The organism is Coleofasciculus sp. E2-BRE-01 (assembly GCF_040221695.1).
Lineage (GTDB): Bacteria > Cyanobacteriota > Cyanobacteriia > Cyanobacteriales > Coleofasciculaceae > Coleofasciculus.
In genome coordinates, this window is the sequence record NZ_JAVKEA010000045.1 from 1 (window position 1) to 19894 (window position 19894).

The 19894-nt window shown below is 45.6% G+C and carries 15 protein-coding genes and 1 pseudogene; 7 read left to right on the plus strand and 9 right to left on the minus strand.

All coding sequences use genetic code 11. The features are described 5' to 3' along the window. Positions 1-341: 341 nt before the first annotated feature. From RIG66_RS04975 to RIG66_RS04995, 5 genes are all read right to left on the minus strand, one after another. Positions 342-1166 carry a tetratricopeptide repeat protein gene (locus tag RIG66_RS04975; protein ID WP_446375867.1) on the minus strand — a complete coding sequence of 275 codons (825 nt, stop codon included), beginning with the start codon at positions 1164-1166 and terminating at the stop codon, positions 342-344. A gap of 590 nt (positions 1167-1756) precedes the next feature. Beyond that, complete coding sequence (locus RIG66_RS04980; protein ID WP_446375778.1) at positions 1757-2992, minus strand: transporter substrate-binding domain-containing protein; 1236 nt, start codon at positions 2990-2992, stop codon at positions 1757-1759. Between the two features lie 102 nt (positions 2993-3094). Continuing rightward, positions 3095-3523, minus strand: a complete 429-nt coding sequence (locus RIG66_RS04985) for a pentapeptide repeat-containing protein (RefSeq protein ID WP_446343817.1) — start codon at positions 3521-3523, stop codon at positions 3095-3097. 293 nt (positions 3524-3816) lie between these two features. Further along, the gene (locus RIG66_RS04990; protein WP_446375780.1) at positions 3817-4461 is read right to left on the minus strand and encodes a DedA family protein; all 645 of its coding nucleotides are present in this window, start codon (positions 4459-4461) and stop codon (positions 3817-3819) included. 230 nt (positions 4462-4691) lie between these two features. Beyond that, a complete protein-coding gene (locus RIG66_RS04995; RefSeq protein ID WP_006098751.1) occupies positions 4692-4940 on the minus strand; it encodes a Ycf34 family protein in 249 nt (82 codons plus the stop codon). 127 nt (positions 4941-5067) lie between these two features. On the opposite strand from RIG66_RS04995, the gene RIG66_RS05000 reads away from it, so the two are divergent. After that, the gene (locus tag RIG66_RS05000) at positions 5068-6312 is read left to right on the plus strand and encodes a CCA tRNA nucleotidyltransferase (RefSeq protein ID WP_446375782.1); all 1245 of its coding nucleotides are present in this window, start codon (positions 5068-5070) and stop codon (positions 6310-6312) included. Positions 6313-6828: 516 nt separating this feature from the next. Here RIG66_RS05000 and RIG66_RS05005 read toward each other — a convergent pair. Then, entirely contained in the window at positions 6829-7686 is an 858-nt protein-coding gene (locus RIG66_RS05005) for a hypothetical protein (RefSeq protein ID WP_446375784.1), read from the minus strand. A gap of 380 nt (positions 7687-8066) precedes the next feature. Then, positions 8067-9143, minus strand: a complete 1077-nt coding sequence (locus tag RIG66_RS05010) for an NAD(P)/FAD-dependent oxidoreductase (RefSeq protein ID WP_446375786.1) — start codon at positions 9141-9143, stop codon at positions 8067-8069. 83 nt (positions 9144-9226) lie between these two features. Here RIG66_RS05010 and RIG66_RS05015 point away from each other — a divergent pair, with 83 nt between their 5' ends. The 3 genes and pseudogenes from RIG66_RS05015 to RIG66_RS05025 all read left to right on the plus strand — a co-directional run. Continuing rightward, positions 9227-10069 carry a YaaW family protein gene (locus RIG66_RS05015; RefSeq protein WP_446375788.1) on the plus strand — a complete coding sequence of 281 codons (843 nt, stop codon included), beginning with the start codon at positions 9227-9229 and terminating at the stop codon, positions 10067-10069. A gap of 263 nt (positions 10070-10332) precedes the next feature. Continuing rightward, positions 10333-10647 (plus strand): DUF433 domain-containing protein, encoded by a 315-nt coding sequence (locus RIG66_RS05020; protein WP_446375790.1) that lies wholly within the window; start codon positions 10333-10335, stop codon positions 10645-10647. A 14-nt stretch (positions 10648-10661) separates the two neighbouring features. Then, positions 10662-10760 (plus strand): annotated as a pseudogene (locus RIG66_RS05025) (DUF5615 family PIN-like protein); the annotation flags it as partial. 37 nt (positions 10761-10797) lie between these two features. Here the strand turns inward: RIG66_RS05025 and RIG66_RS05030 are convergent. Then, positions 10798-12783 (minus strand): tetratricopeptide repeat protein, encoded by a 1986-nt coding sequence (locus RIG66_RS05030; RefSeq protein WP_446375792.1) that lies wholly within the window; start codon positions 12781-12783, stop codon positions 10798-10800. A 164-nt stretch (positions 12784-12947) separates the two neighbouring features. Between RIG66_RS05030 and RIG66_RS05035 the strand changes: the two genes are divergently transcribed. The 3 genes from RIG66_RS05035 (at position 12948) to RIG66_RS05045 (ending at position 14041) form a co-directional block, all read left to right on the plus strand. After that, positions 12948-13100: a hypothetical protein gene (locus RIG66_RS05035; protein WP_446375794.1), complete on the plus strand. Its 153-nt coding sequence runs from the start codon at positions 12948-12950 to the stop codon at positions 13098-13100. Positions 13101-13249: 149 nt separating this feature from the next. Beyond that, complete coding sequence (locus tag RIG66_RS05040; RefSeq protein ID WP_446375796.1) at positions 13250-13735, plus strand: hypothetical protein; 486 nt, start codon at positions 13250-13252, stop codon at positions 13733-13735. Positions 13736-13750: 15 nt separating this feature from the next. Continuing rightward, a complete protein-coding gene (locus RIG66_RS05045) occupies positions 13751-14041 on the plus strand; it encodes a hypothetical protein (protein WP_446375798.1) in 291 nt (96 codons plus the stop codon). 331 nt (positions 14042-14372) lie between these two features. On the opposite strand, the gene RIG66_RS05050 is transcribed toward RIG66_RS05045, so the two are convergent. Further along, positions 14373-19787, minus strand: coding sequence for a PAS domain S-box protein (locus tag RIG66_RS05050; RefSeq protein ID WP_446375800.1), 5415 nt, complete (start codon positions 19785-19787; stop codon positions 14373-14375). Positions 19788-19894 lie beyond the last annotated feature (107 nt).

Genomic DNA, 19894 nt, shown 5'->3' on the forward strand with positions numbered 1-19894 from the left:
TAAGTTAGGAGCGATAATTATTGTTAGTGTGAGAAGAATTGTTATTGCCATATCCAGTTCTTGTCCATATCAAGAGATTTTAGCGATCGCGCACTCAAGAATTCAAGCCATTCCCAATACGAGTTAAGTTTTCAGCTCTCGTTATTTGATGAATTAACCATTAGCCCCAAAACCGTAGGGGCGCACAGACGTGCGCCCGATTCAATCGTAAAATATATCCCACAATTTTAGCTGTGCCACGCCAATATATTATGGGTATTATAAGAAAAATATTATCCAGTTGTCTTTAGACAACTTGAGCTTTTAGCCTTGGGTTAAAACCCAAGGCGGTTGGTGAAATTTTAGTATTCCAACTGTAAAAACTTCTCCAACGCCATCACCATCGCGGGGGGCCAACGGCGGATATTTTCCACCCAATCGATGTCTTTATAGCGCTGATCTAACCCAATAGCAGCCACCCAGTTACTCTCGGCTTCTCCTTGATTCCCGTTAACCCATAAGGCGGCGGTGAGTGCGGCGCGGACATCGGGAAATTGGGGATATTTGCGGATTAGCTTGCGGAGTTCCAGGATTGCCTCTTTTTTCTTGCCAATTTGATAAAGGGCGAGGGCGTGGTTTGCCCGGGCGAAGGCAAAATCCGGGGATAAATCGACGGCTTTCTGGTAATACGCGATCGCGGCTTCCCATTCCTCCTTTCCGGCGTTAGCGTTTCCCAGGTTGTTGTACGCCATCGCGTCATCGGGGTTAATCTGCAATACCTGCTGATAATCTGCGATCGCCTTTTGCCATTCTCCCTTTCCTTCATACGCTGTCCCCCGGTTCAAATACGGATCAGGGGCGTTAGGCGCTAACTGAATCGATTGATTAAAATCTGCGATCGCTTGGTCTAATTTATTCTGACTGACTCTGGCATTTCCCCGATTACTCCAGCCTACGGGATTATTGGGTAAAAGTTCAATCAGTTGTGTCCAATACGCTTCAGCCGTGGCAAACTCACCCAGTTGTGTCGCCGTAAACGCTTTTTGCCGCAATTCGTTGAGCCGCTCAATCTGAGCCTGGGTTAAATCAGGGATTTGGGCTTGTGCCATCACTGATGGCGTTATCCACAATCCAGAGCATACCAGCACTAGCACGATACCGAATAAACTGACAATCCAACGTTTCATGAGAATGTTTAAATCACAGAGGCTATTGATCACTGTACAAGCAATTGGCTTCCCCATCTCCCCCAGCTCCCCCAGCTCCCCCAGCTTCCCCATCTCCCCCATCTCCCCCAGCTTCCCCATCTCCCCCATCTCCCCCAAACTCCTTTTCACTCTATCTTTACTGATTTCTCACGCACTCTTTACACACACGCTACTGAAACCAGTCGTCGCCTCTGTAAAAAGGAACATACCCAAATAAATTGATAGTCTTTCTCAACAAACTCTGATTAGCTTAAGACTATTTCCCTGAGGGAGATTGGGTAAATTGAATTGAGAAAATGCGAATGAGTTATCAAGAAATCCGCTGGTGGACAATCGCTGTTTTAGAGATTGCGATACTGGTGAGTTCGCCGTTCTTAATCCGTATATTTTATCACTTGCCGTAATCTGCAATAACAAGAATCCATTGAAGTTCAGCATTCATACTAAGCTGTTCGGCATTTAAACCTTAATGTCAATAATGACGAAAGGATGGTAGTGCGTTAAGCGAAGCCATGCCGCAGGCTTTGCATCTTGCTCGCTACTAATACCCAATTTAAATGCATGACAGCTTATTGTGTGGACATACCAAACCACTCTTGGTACAACCCTTGGTATGTCCCATCTTCCATCAACTTTAACAATGTCAAATTAATAGCTTCCCGCCAGATGCTCCCTTCAGGTAGAGCAATCCCATAATTTTGTTGTTGAAATGTCGGCTCAATCAACTTAACCTTGCCTTGCCCTTCAGATGTCGCATAATTCTGTAGGGCAGGTGCATCATAAACCACAGCATCCACTCGTTCATCCTCTAGGGCTTGATAAGCCTCTGGCAGGGTTTTAAACAAAATGGATGCCACTCGATTATCCCGTAGATACTCTTGAGCCGCACTTTTTTCCACTGTAGCCACTCGCACATGATGCAAATCCGCAGGCGTTGCGATCGCGCCGCGCAATCCTTGCAATGTGAAGCTAGTGGTAATACTGGCGGTGAAGTAGGCAAAGATGAAATAGCCTGCACACATCCAAAATAAGGCAAATAACCGTCCTAATGCCTTTTTGGGGGTTTTATCCCCATAACCCACGGTTGTCACTGTTACCGCCGCCCACCAGAAGGATTCCCAAATACCGGGTAGGTAAGATTGGGGAAACTCGTCGTTATGATGGCGTTCCACGAACCAAATCAGATGAGCCGCGATCAATAAACAGAGGACAAAAAATCCTATTGCATAATAAAAGGCTGGTGTCAATAAAATGCTCAAAATTCCTGGGAAAAGAGTACCGAGGAGGCTACGGTTCTGAGCAGACACCATAATTTGCAACCCGGATTCAAAATAGGGGTAGGAAAAATCGATCGCCTCCTCTCGCTCAGACGTAATCGTCACACCCGCGATCGCGACATCAGCCATCTCCTGTTCTATTTCCTCTAAGAGTTGACCAATGGTATCCACGCCCTGTAATTGGTAGCTTACCCCCATTTGTTCGGCAAGCTTGTCCCACAGTTCAATACTAAATCCGCTATAGTTGCCATTGTCATAGATTACAAATGGCTCAAAAACCTTCGTAATCACCCGTAAGGTTAAGGATGAGGACGTGTCGTTCAACGGTAGAGTCGTATCACTATTATTTCGCGATCGCTCTCTTGTGGAGTTTGCCAAAGACACAACAGCGCCCCTATCCCCGTTGGCTAGTACCATCCTCACCGTTCCTGAGGGATGCGGTTGACTCGTGCTAGGAAACGAAAAGACTAGCCAAACAACTAGCGCCGTGAGACAACTCAAAACCCAGTAACCAACCGTTTTAATCATGGTTGAGATTTGGGAACAGGTAAGTTAAGCAACAAGACAACGAATTTTAGATTTTAGCATTTTGAAGTCACTAAAATCTAAAATCTTTGTTCAACAGAGCGGTTAGCTTACCAGCTTTATCCCTCTTACATTAGCGTCCATTAAATAGACTTTACTCAACTTTGCTCCCCTCAAATCAGCACCTCTGAGGTTAACTCGGCTCAATTTGACCCCCCTCAAATCAGTACCTCTTAAATCAGCATCCGTTAAATCAGCACCCTTAAGGTCTGCATTTCTCAAATCTGCACCCCTGAGATCAGCACCGATTAAATCAGCCGCTAGCAATTCAGCACCCCTGAGTTGGGCGCGGGTCAATTTGGCGTAGCTGAGGTTAGCTAAGCTGAGGTCAGCACCATTGAGATTAGCGCCCCGTAAGTCTGCTTCACTCAAGTCAGCGCCATTCAGGTCAGTCCTTTCGAGGATAGCACCCCGCAGGTTAGCCGCCGTTAGATCCTTGCCACTGAGGTCTTTTCCACTTAGATTGATCTTCACAGGCTTTTCCATGGTTTTGTTATACAGTCTTGTCTTTAATTGTTATTCATCCCTAGGGATATATTTCATCAGCCATTTGTCGCAAATGGCTTCAGTAAAATTGCTGAATATTTTGAATCTAGGGGAATTGAGTGGCTGAAGAGGAGAGATTTTTAATTAATAAAATCTTAAGGATAAGTAAACCCGCTTAAGCGCCAAACTCAGCTCTTACACTCCTTCTAAGAGTTTAGACGGATTAATAATTTTTTCTAATCACATCAATAAGGAGAGAGTTGGCGGCTTAACGGTAATCGTCACTCTGATGGTTGATCGCTAATTGATACATCTTTGATTTTACGGGACTCCAACCACATAGAAACTCCTATCCAAGCAATCACCAGCAGTAGTACCGCGATGCCAAATTTCGCCATCCAAGAGACTAAGGTTTCTAGGGGAATAATCCGTCCCACAAAGAAGGATAAACTAACCATAACGGATGCCCACACAGCAGCCCCCGCTAGGTTACACAAGAAAAATTGAGAGTAGGGCATTTCTGCAATTCCTGCCATCGGTCCAGCAAAGATGCGTAGGAGTGCCACAAATCGCCCAAAAAACACCGCTCTAGCGGCATTTTCACTAAACTGCCGTTTGACTTCTACAAGTTGGGGTTCTGGAATGCGAAAGAACCGTCCTAATCGCAATAAGAATGACCAACCGCCTATTTTGCCAATCCAATATCCACAATTATCACCCAGAACAGCTCCAGTAATGGCACTTGCCAGCACAAACCAATAATTGAGTTCACCACTTCCAGCTAAGAAACCACCGACCAGAGTAATGGTTTCGCCAGGGAGGGGAACTCCAGTATTTTCCAAAGCAATCCCAGAGAAAATAACCCAATAGCCGTACTGATGTGCCAGTTCCTGGATTGTCTCCAGTGATAACAGCTCAAAAGACATCCAGTAAACCCTTTACAAAAATTTATCACCTATCACATTTTCACGTATTTTGGCAAATTGTGTCAACTCGAACGGGACTCATGCCCTAAGGTTATCGGTTGAGACAAGGTATGGGATGAGGTGAGGTGTAGTGGCATGATACTGTAGGGGCGCAAAGACTTGCGCCCAATTGATTTAACCGTAAAATTGATTCCACTATGTCAAAAGCGAAGTTGTTTTGATACAACTCTTTAAGTTGGCACCAACTCACCTGGACGCAGTTTTGCCCATTTGCCCATTTCTTCCTTAAAGCTGTTACATCCTACGACATCCCATTCCATCTCGACAAAATCCGCTTGAGGACGGATGTTGACATTGATGGTTGGTTCAATCGGCTCAAAATCTGGCGTTTCTGTCAGATGGGGTTGCTGATGCTGGGTTTCCACCGCATTATAGGTGGTGCATCGGTCTACATAGTGGCAGTTAACGCAAATACACATTGCCCAAACTCCAAGTCCTTTTTGTTAGCCTAACTTAGACCAGCCCTAGATTGACCACTATTTCGATGGATTTTTTGGATTTGTCTGATGTTATTCGTCCTTTGTCCCCCAGTATTCGTTACTCACGATGAATTCTGACTTATCGGTTCTGTCTCCTGAAAGGTTTCCCTTCAGCCTAGAGTGGCTACCGCCTCAAGCCTGCTTAGTCGGTGGTGCGGTACGAGATGCGTTGCTGAGACGACAGGCTGACTATTTGGATTTGGACTTTGTGGTTCCCCATGACGCGGTGAAAGTCGCTCGTAAGCTGGCAAGTCATTACAAAGCTGGGTTTGTGGTGCTGGATGAAGCGCGACAGATTGCTAGAGTTGTTTTTGATACCGCCACCGTTGACATCGCTCAACAGGAAGGGGAAACCCTAGAGACTGACCTGTATCGACGTGATTTTACCATTAATGCGATCGCGTATAATCCCCAGACCCAGCAAATTATTGATCCGTTGCAGGGTGTAGCCGATTGTCATGCTGGAATTATCCGCATGGTATCCCCAGACAATCTCCAGGATGATCCCTTACGATTACTGCGGGCTTATCGCCAAGCCGCTCAACTGGGTTTTACGATAGAATCCACGACTCAATCAACAATTCGTCAATTGGCTCCCTTACTGGCAAAAATAGCTGCCGAACGAGTACAAGTTGAATTAAACTACCTGCTACAATCTCCGCAAGGAACACCTTGGCTTACCGCTGCTTGGCAGGATCAATTACTTCACCATTGGTTTCCTGATACAAAGGCTGATAACTTCACCCAAATCGCTGCAACGGATAACGCCGCGAGTGTACTGGCTCAAACATGGCAGACATTAGCCAGCCCACTGAAAACTCCGGTGAGTGGCAAGTCCTTATCGTGGTTAAGTTTAGCAAAATTGACGAACGTATTACCCTCTGAGGTTGAACCAGCAGAAGCCCAACTTTTACAGTTAAAATACAGCCGTGCCGAAATTCGGGCAGTGTTGATTATGATTCAATACTTACCCCAACTTTTATCTCATGTCACCTCGCCCATGAGTTTAAGAGAGCAGTATTTTTTCTTTCAAGCTGTCGGGTCAGTTTTTCCCGCTTTAGCAGTTCTAGCGGTTGCAGAAGGGGTATTGGTTGAGTCAATCGCTCCCTTAATCAATCGTTATTTAAACCCAGAGGATCAAGTCGCTCATCCGACTCCCTTAGTCAAGGGTCATGATTTGATGCAACAGTTAAAGTTACCACCGAGTCCTCAAATTGGCGAGTTACTAACAGAGATTCAAATTGCCAGGATTGAAGGCAAAGTTTCGACTCGTGACGAGGCGTTAGAATTTGCTACTCAGCGACTTCTATAAATTAGGACACGATGGTATCGTGTCCCTACCGAATCAATTATCCCTAAGCTGCGGTAGGCTTGTAGTAGGGAACCTTAGCCCTATATTCTATAGCAACCGCCACGCTAATTAAATCGGGCGCACGTCGGTGCGCCCCTACAGTGTTGGGATATAAGCGTTATCCACTATATTATTTGTGCTACGCCATTTCCCTTTTTTCGTGACGTCCTCCTACACCGACCCTACGGGTACGGTTGTAGGCTTCCTTTGTCGCCGCCCTAGAGAACGACGCTTCCAGCATTTTATAGTGGGGAATACGCCCAGCCCCACTTCTTGCTTATCGCAAGAGAAACTTTAGTTATGGAGTTGAGCTTTTGCTGTCAAGTTACCAGCTTTCACAGCGCCAGTAGATGAAACACAAAAACAATTTATCCATCCGTTAATAGTAGCTGGCGAAAAGCAAGTTGTCAATAATAGACTGGCGAAGAATCCCACGCTCAATCGAAGATTAGAGCGTGGGGCTTCTCGCCGGATAAGCTAACTGACTAACTTTAAACCGTGATGCCGTTCGCTATCTTCCTCAACCGTATTTTGAACAGTATACTGATTTGACTGTAGCGCCTGTCGCATGGATACAATCTGTGCCATCATTTGTTCGAGTTGATGGTCTATTCTCTCAACTTCTGAGGTTGTTGGCGATGACGGTTGTGCATCTTGGGCTGGGGTATTACCGAAGACAGCTTGAGCTGAGGCTAAGGATGCGGCTAGTGCTTGCATCGAGTTGACTTGAGCAGAGGTAATCGGTTGCTCGCTAATAACCTGCGGTTCCATCTGCGGCTGCGCCTCAATCACATCTACTGGTGCTGAATTCGCTTGCGACGATATCTGTTCCTCTAATGCGGTTTGCAACGATACTTCTTCTATCTCTGGAGTGTCTTGCTCCATCGCGTTTACGGGTGCAGGTGTCTGAGTGTCTTGATTTACTGTGGTACTGGTTAATTCTGTCGCCTGTTTACCCAACCAGTTTTGTAGCCCAGACGCATCTAACTGAGATTGTGAGCTTCTGATGTTATCGAGCAGTTTTTGCTTTTCGTCTAAAGTCTGGGTTAATTGGGCAAGTTTTTGTTCAACGACAGCCGATTTCCGATTTGACTGTTGCCACCCCATCATGGCTACACTTGTGAGTCCCACCCCTGCGCTCAGTAAACCCGCTACCCCTAGATACTGAGGGGCAAAGTCTTTCAATTCACCAAAAAAAAGCGGTTCTTCTTGAACTTGAACCGTCACTGGCTTAGAACCGAATAGATTGAGGGGTAGAGTCAAGGTTGCAAATACTGCTGCTGAAAGTGCTACGGGTGTAAGAATGAATTTGATGGCAGTTGCACTGGTTGTCATTGGTAGTTCCCTCTAAAAGTTACCTGCGTTTGTGGTGATACTCAAGGTGTATCAGCCGTTTTCAACGGTTTTGCAGATTACCCCTGTTTATGAATTAACGGCTCCAACCCCGAAAGGAGTATGAAGTTGTAGCGCACCTGATCTTAAAGAGCAATTCATTGGAGCCGTTTAAAGTTCATCGGATAGATGAAGGCTTTATGTACTTGAGTTGTCTTTGCTCTCTCTTTTATTTAATTTAATATAATTTTCGTCAATTGCATATAAAGCTTTTATGAAGAATTTATTCAGGGTATAAATACCCAATGAATTTATTTTCACCGAGAGAAAATTTCATGATGTTTTTCTCGGAAACCCGCCCTGACGCCACTGGGCAGGTTTAGTCATATCTGGGTGCAACAAGAAAGGATAGTAATCAAACCCACCCCGACAAAACTTATGACTTGATCGGGTAAGGAAAGTTGCCGCAATTGTTGATTTATCTTAACGGCTGCGGCTAATCCAGACTTCATCGCACTTTCAATTAAATTATTCCCACACCAATCGCCACAACACACAAGGGGTAAGGGTGTAGTTGTCACCAGACAATCTTTATCGGCGGGAGTTCTGGGAAAGGCATAGCGCCAGCGATGGATTTGGAACCAATCCGGAGTCTTGAGCCAAGGAACGAGCAATTGCGCCCCATGAGTGAGTAACTGTTGACCCGCTTCCTGTAAATCGGCAGCCTCTAGATAATGTTGAGCAAACTCAGCCGTACTATGCAACACACATATTAATGAAGTCGAATTAGACCGTTTGCTGCTATCTACACCAATCCAGGCTAAATTATCATCGGGTGAACAGTTGATCGAGCCTGACGTTAATGGCGGTTGTTGGGGATTAGAATAACCTGCCATGACACTCAAACAGGGGTTAAATTCCACTGCCCGTAGACTCTCTAATAAATTAGAGGGGAATTCTTTCTTTAGGGGTTCCAGCACTGTTAACGCTTGGGGGGCGGGAATCGCCATAACCACGGCGGCGGCGGTTAAGTTGTTGTCAGTTTTCTCAGGTGTATGATAGGTAATCTGCCAGGTTTGTTCAGGAGTAGGCGCGATCGCACAGACGCGGCAGGAGAAGCGGATATCTAAATCCTGAGCTAGATATTTGGCAATAGCTGTCATACCTGTGGGGGCGACATACCGAGGAGAGGGACATTCAAACTCATCTTGATTATCCGTCCACAGGTGAAGAATGCCGCGATCGCACAATGTCTGAATCAGTTGCTGGGATAACTTGCCCTTCGCCTCTAGAAACGGCACACCATGATCCACAGGGGTTCCCTGAATCCGCCGAGTTGCCACTCGCCCACCGACGCCACGAGACTTTTCTAAGACAACGACTCGATATCCAGCTTGGTACAATTGTTGAGCGCAGGTTAGTCCTGCCATACCTGCACCGATAATCGCAATATCAAACACTACAGATTCTCCTGTCCGGTTGGTAGTTAGTATACAGGTAGAATAGAGAACAGTAGGGCTTATAGGGGTTGGAGGGAATACCATTGGATGAACTCAGAAGCGCCTTAGAACTGGCAACGGAAGACGAATTACAACAACTGACACAAATTTTGTTCCGTCGTCAGTTTAATCCCCTAGACTATCTGCAAACCCCTGAACCTATCGACGTTCAAAGTCAAGATCGGCAGGTGTGGTTGGATACTCTAGAGCAACGGTTTCGCTTTTTAGCCGCCGATGGGATGACTGTGCTTAAGGGACGCACGAATGACTTCACGTACCGACAAGCGCTGATTCAGGTGTGCCGTTACCTGAAAATTCCTTATTCCAAAAAACTATCCACCACCGATCTGGAAGCAGAAATATTTCTTAATCTGATGAGTCGCGCTTGGAAAAAATTACCCCCAGCGGAACAAAAATCGCTTACTGTGCGGGTACAGCGCTCATTAGCCCAGTCGAATCAATCCCAACCGTTACCCGCACATATCCAGCACAACCCGATGGATTTGTTGATTAAAGGGGGTTCGGCGTTAGCTGTGTCTTCGATTGTCAAGCCGATTATTCTTAAACAGGTAGCGCGTCAGTTTGCCATCCATTTTGCCCGTTATCAAGTGGCAAAACAAGCGGCGGTTCAGGGAGGTGCAGCAGCAGCGACTCAGTTTCAGAATTACCTGGTGCTGCAAACCGCGAAGCGGGGAATGGCAGCGAATGCAGCGCGTTATGGGGCAACTCGCACCTTATTTGCTTTCGTTGGACCCGTATTGTGGGGCTATTTCTTCGCCGACTTAGGCTGGCGGGTGATCGCGACAAATTATGGTCGGATTATTCCCACTATCCTAGCATTAGCCCAAATTCGCCTACTGCGGAGCGAGTGTTGGGAACCGGTGTAGCCTCGTTGTCCGATTAATGCCAATATTTTTAGGGGAGTTGAGACGTTAGCTGGGCGGTTAAAAACCACAGCTACCCGAACAAAACCGTTCGTAGTTGCGCTTCAGCGCGATCGCATCCCGTTAACGAGGATAACAATACCACAATCTCGTAGGGGGCGCACCGACGTGCGCCCTAACTAAGGGAACAAAACTACTGGGGTAACAAATAGAATTTAACCAGCGATAACGATAGGATAAATAAATACGTTGAACCGATTAAACCCATGGCAACAACCACTGAATATAAGTACATCCAGCTTAATGATCAAGGTGCGCCTATCCTGACAGGGACAACGATGAAAGTTATTGAGTTAGTCATGGCACAAATGGCTTACGGTTGGAGTGCAGATGAATTGCAGGTTCAGCATCCCTACTTGTCGATGAGCCAAATTTACTCAGCATTGGCTTACTATTGGGATCATAAACAAGCCATTGATACTGAAATAGAGGAAAGCCTGCGCTGGGCAAAACAGGTAAAAAAGGAAGCTGGAGTCTCTCCTGTGGCGGCTAAATTGAGAGCAAGAGGATTACTGGTGTGACTGTAGCGTTCTATATGGACGAACATGTGCATAAAGCGATTAGTGAAGGGTTGCGTCGGCGTGGGGTGGATGTTTTAACGGTTCAGGATGATGACCGACGGAACACACCCGATGATATTTTACTAGATCGGGCGATGGAACTGAGGCGGGTCATGTTTTCCCAAGACAGAGATTTATTGATTGAAGCACAACGTCGTCAGATTGCTGATAAAAGCGTTGGGCTTGCTCCCAGTTGCCGCGATTTCGCTCTATATCTGCCAACAATCCCAAAGAAGACGCGATACCTTTTTTGTTGTCTTGATCTTGAGCATTGACTAGGGACTTCCGAAAATACTCCTCAGCCTTATGCCAATTTCCCCAATCCCGATGGACAATACCAATCACTTGTAGACAAATTCGACATTTAGTCTCATCCTCAACATGAGGTAAGAGTTGCTCATACAAGTCTTTTAATAAACTCCAGTATCCCCAAGGTTGGAGGTATTCCTTTAGAGTATTATTCAGCAAAGTAAACGCTTCGCTGTAATTCCCCAACTGAAACGCAAAATACTCAGCTTCCAAGACAGGAGATAAGTCCTCTAGAGTTTTGGGATTGTCTACCTGTTTTTCTGTGCAGTAAAATTTATAGACGGTTTCCATCAGTTGGGGGAGTTCCTGCTGATAGTCCACTTGCAGAAACTCGACAATCACCCGATGTAAATCATACAAGACTTCACAGTTTTCCTCATCATAGCGACTCTGGACTAAACTACTATCCACTAATTGCCCAATAATCGCCTCAGTTTCGCCAATCTCCTCTTCAGTAAACTCCACGGGTTCTTCCATGACTGTGGCATAATCAAACCGGAAATCATTCTCTTGATATAATCGCAAAAAGGTTAACCCCTGACAATCAATCCCCACCCGCAACACACACATTCGACGCAGTAAATCTCGCGCCGCTTCACTTTGTCGCATCAATTGTTCTCGCAGAATTGGTTCAGCCTTTTTCGTCACCAACTCTGGATGCTTCCGCAGATACCCCGGTTTCCCTTTCCCTACCGCCGCCAGTTGGGTTAATAGAAAAACGTGTCCCTCAACTTTGGCTGATACCCACTGCAAATCGGCTATTTTATCCCGTAAATGACGCTGGCGCAGAATTTCTACCCCCGCCTTTGTCGCCACACCCGTCACTGTTTCGAGATGCACTAATTCTGAATCCGGTTCTGTATTCTCATAACGCGGATCAGTGAAATCAGCCGGGATGTCTCGACTGGTTATAATGGTTTGGCACTGATGCTGTTGATAAACTAAAGCATTGAGGAATTGACCCCACTCTGGGGACATGGCTTGTCTGGCTTGGGGATGGTTGGCGGGATGTAAGATAGTTTCCAGGTTATCTAGTACGAATAAACAGGGTTGTTGGGCGAATCCCTGAATAATTTTGGCAATCTTTTCCTCAGTACGCTGTAACCCTTCCCTTGTCTCAATCCCGAATCCATCCCGTAACAGAAATTCGGTTACATCATCAAAACTGGTTCCCGGTTGTACCTGAAAATATATCACCAACGGATAGGGACAATCGGTGACTGGAGTGCGGCTGGATAATTCAATTCCTAACGCTTCTAACAGTTTCACCGCTAAACTGGTTTTGCCGATTCCCCCTTGTCCGATTAATGCTAATACTTTTAAGGGAGTATTCGGTTGGCGGAGTTTGGCGGTTAATCGGGTAAGAAGTTCGTCGCGCCCTTGCCATACCGGGATTGTGGGGAATCCTTGATTGGTAATTAGTCGGGTTTGGGGAGGGGTGAGGGCGGGTTTTGTTGGGGTGTTAGGGGTTGATGTTGCTGCGTTAGCGTCTAAACCCGCCCCTACAGCAGATGGGTTAGATGGGAAATGGGGATTGACATTTGGCACATTTTGGGTGTCGGGATTTTCCCCCAAATCGGCAACCTCTCGCCAATCATAGCCGAGTTTATTACAGAATTCCTCAAAGTTTAAGTGGTCAACTGGTTTACCGTTGAGAAAGTTCCATGCAGTGTTTTTCGATACGTCTACGGCTTCAGCTAAGTCAATCTGACGCGGGAAGCCATTGCGCCTGAGTGCTTGTTTCAGCTTGGGGATATAGTCGGGATGAACCCTTGTACCTCTGGACATGCGCGATCGCACAATCTTTTTCTTAGTATATCAAGGGCAATCATCCGCCCTGGGACTAACTTGGGACTAACTTGGGACAAAGTGGTTAACACGGGTTTGGATTGGGATTAAACCTGGGATTCGGGGGTGTTTGATGGAAGAGTAAAGCATTCAACCCGATTGTGATGAATAGGAAGCATTCTGAACTTTTGCTAAAAACCTTGGAAGTGAGTACATTTGTCGTGACTCTGTACACCTATTCTGCTTTTGTAGGAATTGCGGCGGCGGGTTTAGCGATTTATTGTTTACTTCAGCAAGCGCGGGAGGAGGATGGGTAGTCTTGTGTTCGTTCGTAGGGGAACCTTAGCCTATAATCCAGCTAAATTGATGCATAATTAGGTTTTTAGGAGGGGACTATAGCTTATAAGGTTCCTTAGCACTGGATAGGATACCACTCTTTCTTTGATTAAAAATGGGTAAATGCTAAATGGCAAGGCGAATAAATCGACGAGGTGGAAAGAGTCAACTTTCATCGAGTATCACGCTGATTCTAGTGGGCATATTAATTATCATTATTTGGGGCAATCTAGTTATTCTACAATGCGATCGCCCCCTATCTACTCCGGTTGCTTGTCAGCTTACCTCGGCTAATTTACTCAGACAAGCGATTACCTTAATTCCTCCGGGGCACCTTCAAGGTGCTGAAGTCCAGCGTCGCCATAAACGGCGTAGTCTTAATAATACTTACCGAGTTATTCTCTTGACCAAAGAGGATAGAATTCCGCTGACTCAGGGGTACAGTATGGGCGAACGGAAAAAACAAGAGAAAGCGAATCAGATTAATGCTTTTGTTGAAAATACTCAACAGATATCGCTGACAATTCGGCAAGATGATCGGTGGTTGGGTTACTCATTTGGTGGCATGTTTATTGTGGCTGGTGTGTTTACGTTGGTTAATTTTTTAAAGTGTTAGTTGAGTTTTTGGCAGATGCGCGTACTTAAACATGTCGTGGTGGTATCAGCAATACTTTTGTTCAGCATTTCTCCAATTCTGAGTGTTTTGATTGCCAGTCTGATCGCGGATCGGTTCGGCTGTAGGCTTCATGAAGGATTTGCCAATCCTTGTATTATTAATGGTAAGGATTACGGCGAGACGCTGACTTCGATGTTTATTGCGGGTTGGTATATCTTTTTATCGATTCCGATTGGGATGGTTTTACTTATCCTTTATCCGGTTTCAATAGTCCTTATAAAAGCGATGAAAAGGAAGGGGCGTTGATGGTAATTAGCTGGAATGACAATAGGGGGATTCGCTGGAGAGAATAGGGCATGGCACCGCCATACCTCTACCACAGCTTAGGGGTAATTGATTCGATAGGTACACCTTAACCTTAGATTTTGTTGGGTTTCCTTACGTCAACCCAACCTACCATGCTTAATCTCAATCAAAGTCCCCCTTTTTAAGGGGGATGCGAGGGGGATAAAAAATGCATCAGCGAAGCCATCGCAACTTTTCCAACCATCTCTCAGGCGCGGTTCCATTTTCGCAGTAACCCACCGAGTTAGATGGTGTAGGGTGTAACATTTCATGATTCATAGTTTATATATGCCTATCCATTGAGTAAGGCATTGATAATCGTTGCTAGCTTCTTCAAATTCACAGGTTTAGTCATATAATAGGATACACCGGCGGCTAAACATTTTTCGCGATCGCCTGACATCGCCAATGCAGTTATGGCAATAATTGGAATGTTGGCAGTACGGGGGTTGGCGCGAATTTGTTGGGTGGCGCTTAACCCATCAAGTTCTGGCATCTGAATATCCATTAAAATTAAATCAGGCTTGCGCCGTTGGCTGAGTTGTACGGCTTCTTTGCCATCTTTTGCCATGATCATTTCATAGCCGATTCCCTGTAAATAATCGGATAAGGTTTGGGTGTTGGCTTCGTTGTCTTCAGCTAATAAAATTAAAGGAGTCGTTCGCGGTAACGTTGTGTCTTCAATGTCTGATACACTACACCCTAGCGTCGCCTTTTCTGCGGGGTAACTGATGGAGTGATTCGCTGGATGAGAACGCCAAGGTAGTCTCACGGTAAAACAACTTCCTTTCCCCAATTCACTGTCTACGGTTACCCATCCTCCATGTAATTCCACAATCCGCCTTACTAACGCTAATCCTAACCCTGTTCCCTGATGACGCCGGGATAAACTACTATCAATTTGGACAAAAGATTGAAAGAGTTTCTCCAGATGTTCTTTAGCAATTCCAATTCCCGTATCACTGACACTGATATAAAGCATCTCATTTGGGGAAGTTTTGAGTGTTAACCCTTCACGCCCCTCAAGGGTATGGTTTATAGGGGCGGGTTTAGGGATTTTCGTTTCGCTATTGATAGTAACGTTTGAACAAAACCCGCCCTGACTAAATGTAGAGTTTACTTCCTTGTCTCCCTCATCTCCCCCATCTTCCTTATAAATTTCCACCATAACCTGTCCCCCTTCTGGGGTAAACTTTACCGCGTTACTTAATAAATTAATTAAGACTTGCTGCAAGCGTCGTTCATCGCCCAGAATCGTCCCTAATCCCTCGGTAACATTATCCGTCAACGTAATGTTTTTATCTAAAGCTAGCGGTTTAATCAAGGATAAACTCGCATCACACAGTTGGCTAATCCTAACGGCTGTCAGGTTTAACTCCAACTTCCCGGATTCAATCTTGGCTAAATCAAGAATATCGTTAATTAACTCCAGTAAATGTCTACCACTTTTTTCAATCGTGGCGAGAGACTTGCGCTGTTTTTGGGTAATCTCTCCATAGACTTCTTCTTGTAAGCTTTCCGATAACCCCAGAATCGCATTCAGCGGCGTTCGCAATTCATGACTCATATTTGCCAGAAACTCGTCTTTTAACCGAGTGGCGTGGGCGAGTTCCGCATTGGTTGTGGCTAAAATATCATTATTGTGGCGCAATTGCTCGTATAATTGAGACTGTTTAATCGCGATCGCGAGTTGGGTGGCTAACGATACCAGTAACTCTATTTCCCAGGTTTGCCATTCTCGCGGATGGGAACATTGATGGACGATGAGTAATCCCCAGAGGATATCCTGTTGTACAATCGGGACAACCAGTTTTGCCCGGATTGCGTATTCCTCCATGAAGCTTATCATACAAGGTAGAACCTCTTCGCGATCGCGATCGGCTAACGCATACACTTGTCCCTGAACATAATTCTGATAACAGCTTTTGGGAAAGGCTTCCGCAGAAAAGATACTATTCAATAACTGGGGAAATCCTGACGCCACCCCTTCCGCAATCGCCCGTCCCCGATTATCTTCAAAAAGCTGATACACTAATACTCGGTCAGCCATTAGTAATTGTTGGACTTCTTCAACCGTCGTTGTCAGAATTGTCTCCAAGTCTAGGGATTGGCGAATGCGTCGAGACATCGCACTGATTAATCGTTCTCGTTCCACCTGTTGGCGTAGGGTTTCTTCTACCTGTTTGCGCGACGTAATATCTGACGCTGTACCGAGAATCTGTTTTGGTTTCCCCTCAGATGTACGAGTAAAAATTGTATCCCAACTATATAACCAACGCCATTGACCATCCGCATGGCGCATCTGATACTCACATTCAATAATATCACCATCTTTGGCGGTATCAAAGCGTTGATGCTGGCGTAAAACTTGAGCTAAATCATCAGGATGCATTAGTGATTCAAACAGTTTGGATTCCATCTGCTGAATCTGTTCCGGGCTATAACCCAGCACTTGAGCCACGGAACGGTTAATATAGATATTGCGTTGTTCAACAATATCATAAATATATAACACATTCGGATTCGTATCCGCAATCCGTTGAATAAATCGCTGACTTTCTTGCAGCGCCAATTCTGCTTTTTTGCGATCGCTAATATCCCGAAAATAGATCGATAACCCTTCTTCCGAGGGATAGACTCGCACTTCATACCAGGTATTGTTCGACGCATACAACTCCTCAAACGCCATTGGTTTTTGTTCCCGCGCCGCTTGGTGATAGATGGTTTCAAATTGGGTGCCAATGGCGTCAGGAAATTCATCCCAGATACATCGACCAATCATATCGACGGCGGGACGATTAATTAAGGGGGCTAATAGGGAGTTAAAGTGGGTAAACCGCCAATCCTGATCCAGGGCAAAAAAGCCTTCGGTAATACTTTCTAATATATTATTAATCTTGCGATGAGAATCTTGCAGGGCTAATTCCGTTTGCTGGCGTTCCTTAATTTCTCGGTGCAGGTGTTCCACTGTCTTTTCTAACGCCGTGGTTCGTTCCTGTACTCGCTTTTCTAGGGCTTCATTTAGGTGTTTCAGCGATTCTTCTGCTTGTTTGCGATCGCTAATATCTCGATAGGCGCTTAAAAAGAAGAGTTGATTATCTTGATGAATAATGGAATGGGAGACTAGCAGAGTTTTCTGAACCCTGTTCTTATCACAAAATGTTGTTTCCAGGGTGCGGAGTTTGCGCTTCTTACTGGGACTTTTTTGCCATTGCTTCACCTGCTGATAGAGAAGCGGATCAGGATACAGTTTCGCCATGAAATTCTCACAACGATTCGCCTCTTGGCGGGTATAACCCGTAATTTGCTGCATTTGATGATTAAAGATACGGAATTTTCCCTGACTATTACTCAAGGTAATTCCTTCGCCCACGGTATCAATCACCGTAGACAATTGTCCCGCCATGGATTGAATCGCTTGTTCGGCTTTTTTGCGTTCGGTAATATCGGTAACCGTAGTTACCCGCAAACAGCGTTCCCCTTGCTGCATGATCGGTCCAGTGGTAACCTGAATATCAATAAATTTACCATCATGACGCCGTACTTGCCATTCACCGGAATGATGGGGGTCAAGAAATTCGGTTAAGGATCGTCCTAATAAATAATCACGGGAATAAGCAAAGAGTTGACAGAAGGCGGGATTCACCCGTACCAGTCGCCATTGTTCATCAGTAATACATAAACCCACGGGGGCAGATTCATAGAATAACTCTAACAGTTTCTCACTGGTTTGGGCGTGTTCCTGTGCCTGTACCCGATGGGAAATATCCAGCCATGCGCCAATGATTTCTTGGGGAATTCCTTGGTCATTGCGAATCAGTTTCCAATCATCTTGTAGCCAAAGATACTCTCCATCTTTCTGTTTAAACCGATATTCTTGAATCGAATAGCCCTGTTGAAACAGTTGAGCAAATCCGGTGAGAACGGTGGGTAAGTCTTGAGGATGAATATGATTTAACCAAAAATCCGGTTGTTCCATGATTTCGGCGGGGGTATAGCCAATCAGGGCGGTAATATTATCACTAATAAATGTGGTTTGATAAGGCGGAATAAACTGGCGACTGTAAATAGCAGTGGGACTCGCCGAGAGTAAATAATGCAGTCGTTCTTGCGTCGCCTTTGCCAATTGTTCTGCCTTTTGCCGTTCCGCCAGTTCGGTTTGTAATTGGGAAAAGGCATTGGCTTGTTGAATCGCGATCGCGATTTGTACACTAAGTTGTTCTAATAAGTCTAATTCCTGGGGTTGCCATTGGCGGGGGGCGGCACACTGATGGGCAACTAATAAGCCCCAAAGTTGTTCGTTAATAATAATGGGAACGGTGAGAATGGCTTTAACTTGAAACTGTTCCAGGAGTTCTAAATGGCAAGGAGTTAACCCTTGATGATAAATATTATGCGCCACCTGACGCCGCCCATTCAGATAGTCAGCGCCTTTAGTGTCTTGAAAGTAAGCATCACGAACTTGTGATCCGATAACTGAGGGAAAATCACCCACCGATTCCGCCACAATCTCCCCACTCCAATCCTCAGCAAACTGATAAACCAAGACGCGATCGCAATGAAGGAGTTGCCGCACTTCCTGAACGGTGGCTTGGAAGATATCCGGTAGTTTCAGGAAGCAGCGAATCCGTTGGGCAATCGAGCGTAAAATATGTTCCCGTTCCGCCTGTTTTTGTAATTGATGGGTACGAGATTCGACTAATTCTTCCAGTTGAGTATTGCGACTTTCTAATAAGTCAATCTTTTCCGCTTCTAACTGACCGATGACTTGCTGGAGTTGGTCAATCACACCATACATTTCCATCGGATCAAGAACTTGCAGCAACCGTGTTTGGGTGACAATTCCCAACAATTCCCCTGTGTCACCTGTAACGACTAATCGCCGCACATAGCGACGCTGCATTTCCTGATGGGCGTGCCAAAGATTATCCCGGGGACGCAGGCAAAATAGGGGTTGGCTCATCACATCATTTGCCTGTAATCCACTCAGATTAACGCCCAAGACTTGAAACTGAACAATATCCCGTTCGGTGACAATTCCTAATGGTGTTTGTAAATTTTTTTCTGGAATGTCTTGACATATAACCACACAACTGACCCGATGTCGTGCCATTAACTGTGCTAGTTTGAGAACCGAAGTATCAACAGTCGCTTGAATCACTGTCCTATTCATCACCTCATCCACGGTTCGCAGTTTCAGCAAATGAGAGGGTTCAATCACCGCCCGCAGGGTGGAAAGCGTAATTAAACCCAGCAATTGTTCCTGATCATCCACCACAGGCAAATGACGAATCTGATATTGTTTAAGAATACCCAGAATGCTAAAAACATCTCGAAACTCGCTCGATTTGAGGCGATAATCTGGGGGACTCATCACCTGACGAATACTCACCCCCGCCAAATTGCGCCCCTGCGCCGTTAAGCGCACCACATCCCGTTCAGTAAAGATACCCACAAGCTTGGTTTTGTGGGTAACTAAGACACAGCTAGTAGAGGGAGATAGTAAGGGATTCTGCTGGGGTTCCGGCGTCTTTTCTGTCGTTTTCTGCTGAGAATCAGTAGGGGGATACACCTGACTCATTCGCGCCAAAACCTCAACCACAGGCGTATCCAGCGTCACCGTAACCGGAGTGCGATCGAGGATATCGTTAAGTTGGGGAGAGTGGAAGCACCAAGGTTGATTCGGGAGATGAGGAGCGGATGCCATAAGGATGCTAAACTGATCAGCGATAAGGGATTAAGTCATAAAATCGAATCAGGGGTCGCAGATGTGACCATTTTGGGATAGAGGTGTACTATCCTCTCCCTTTTCAG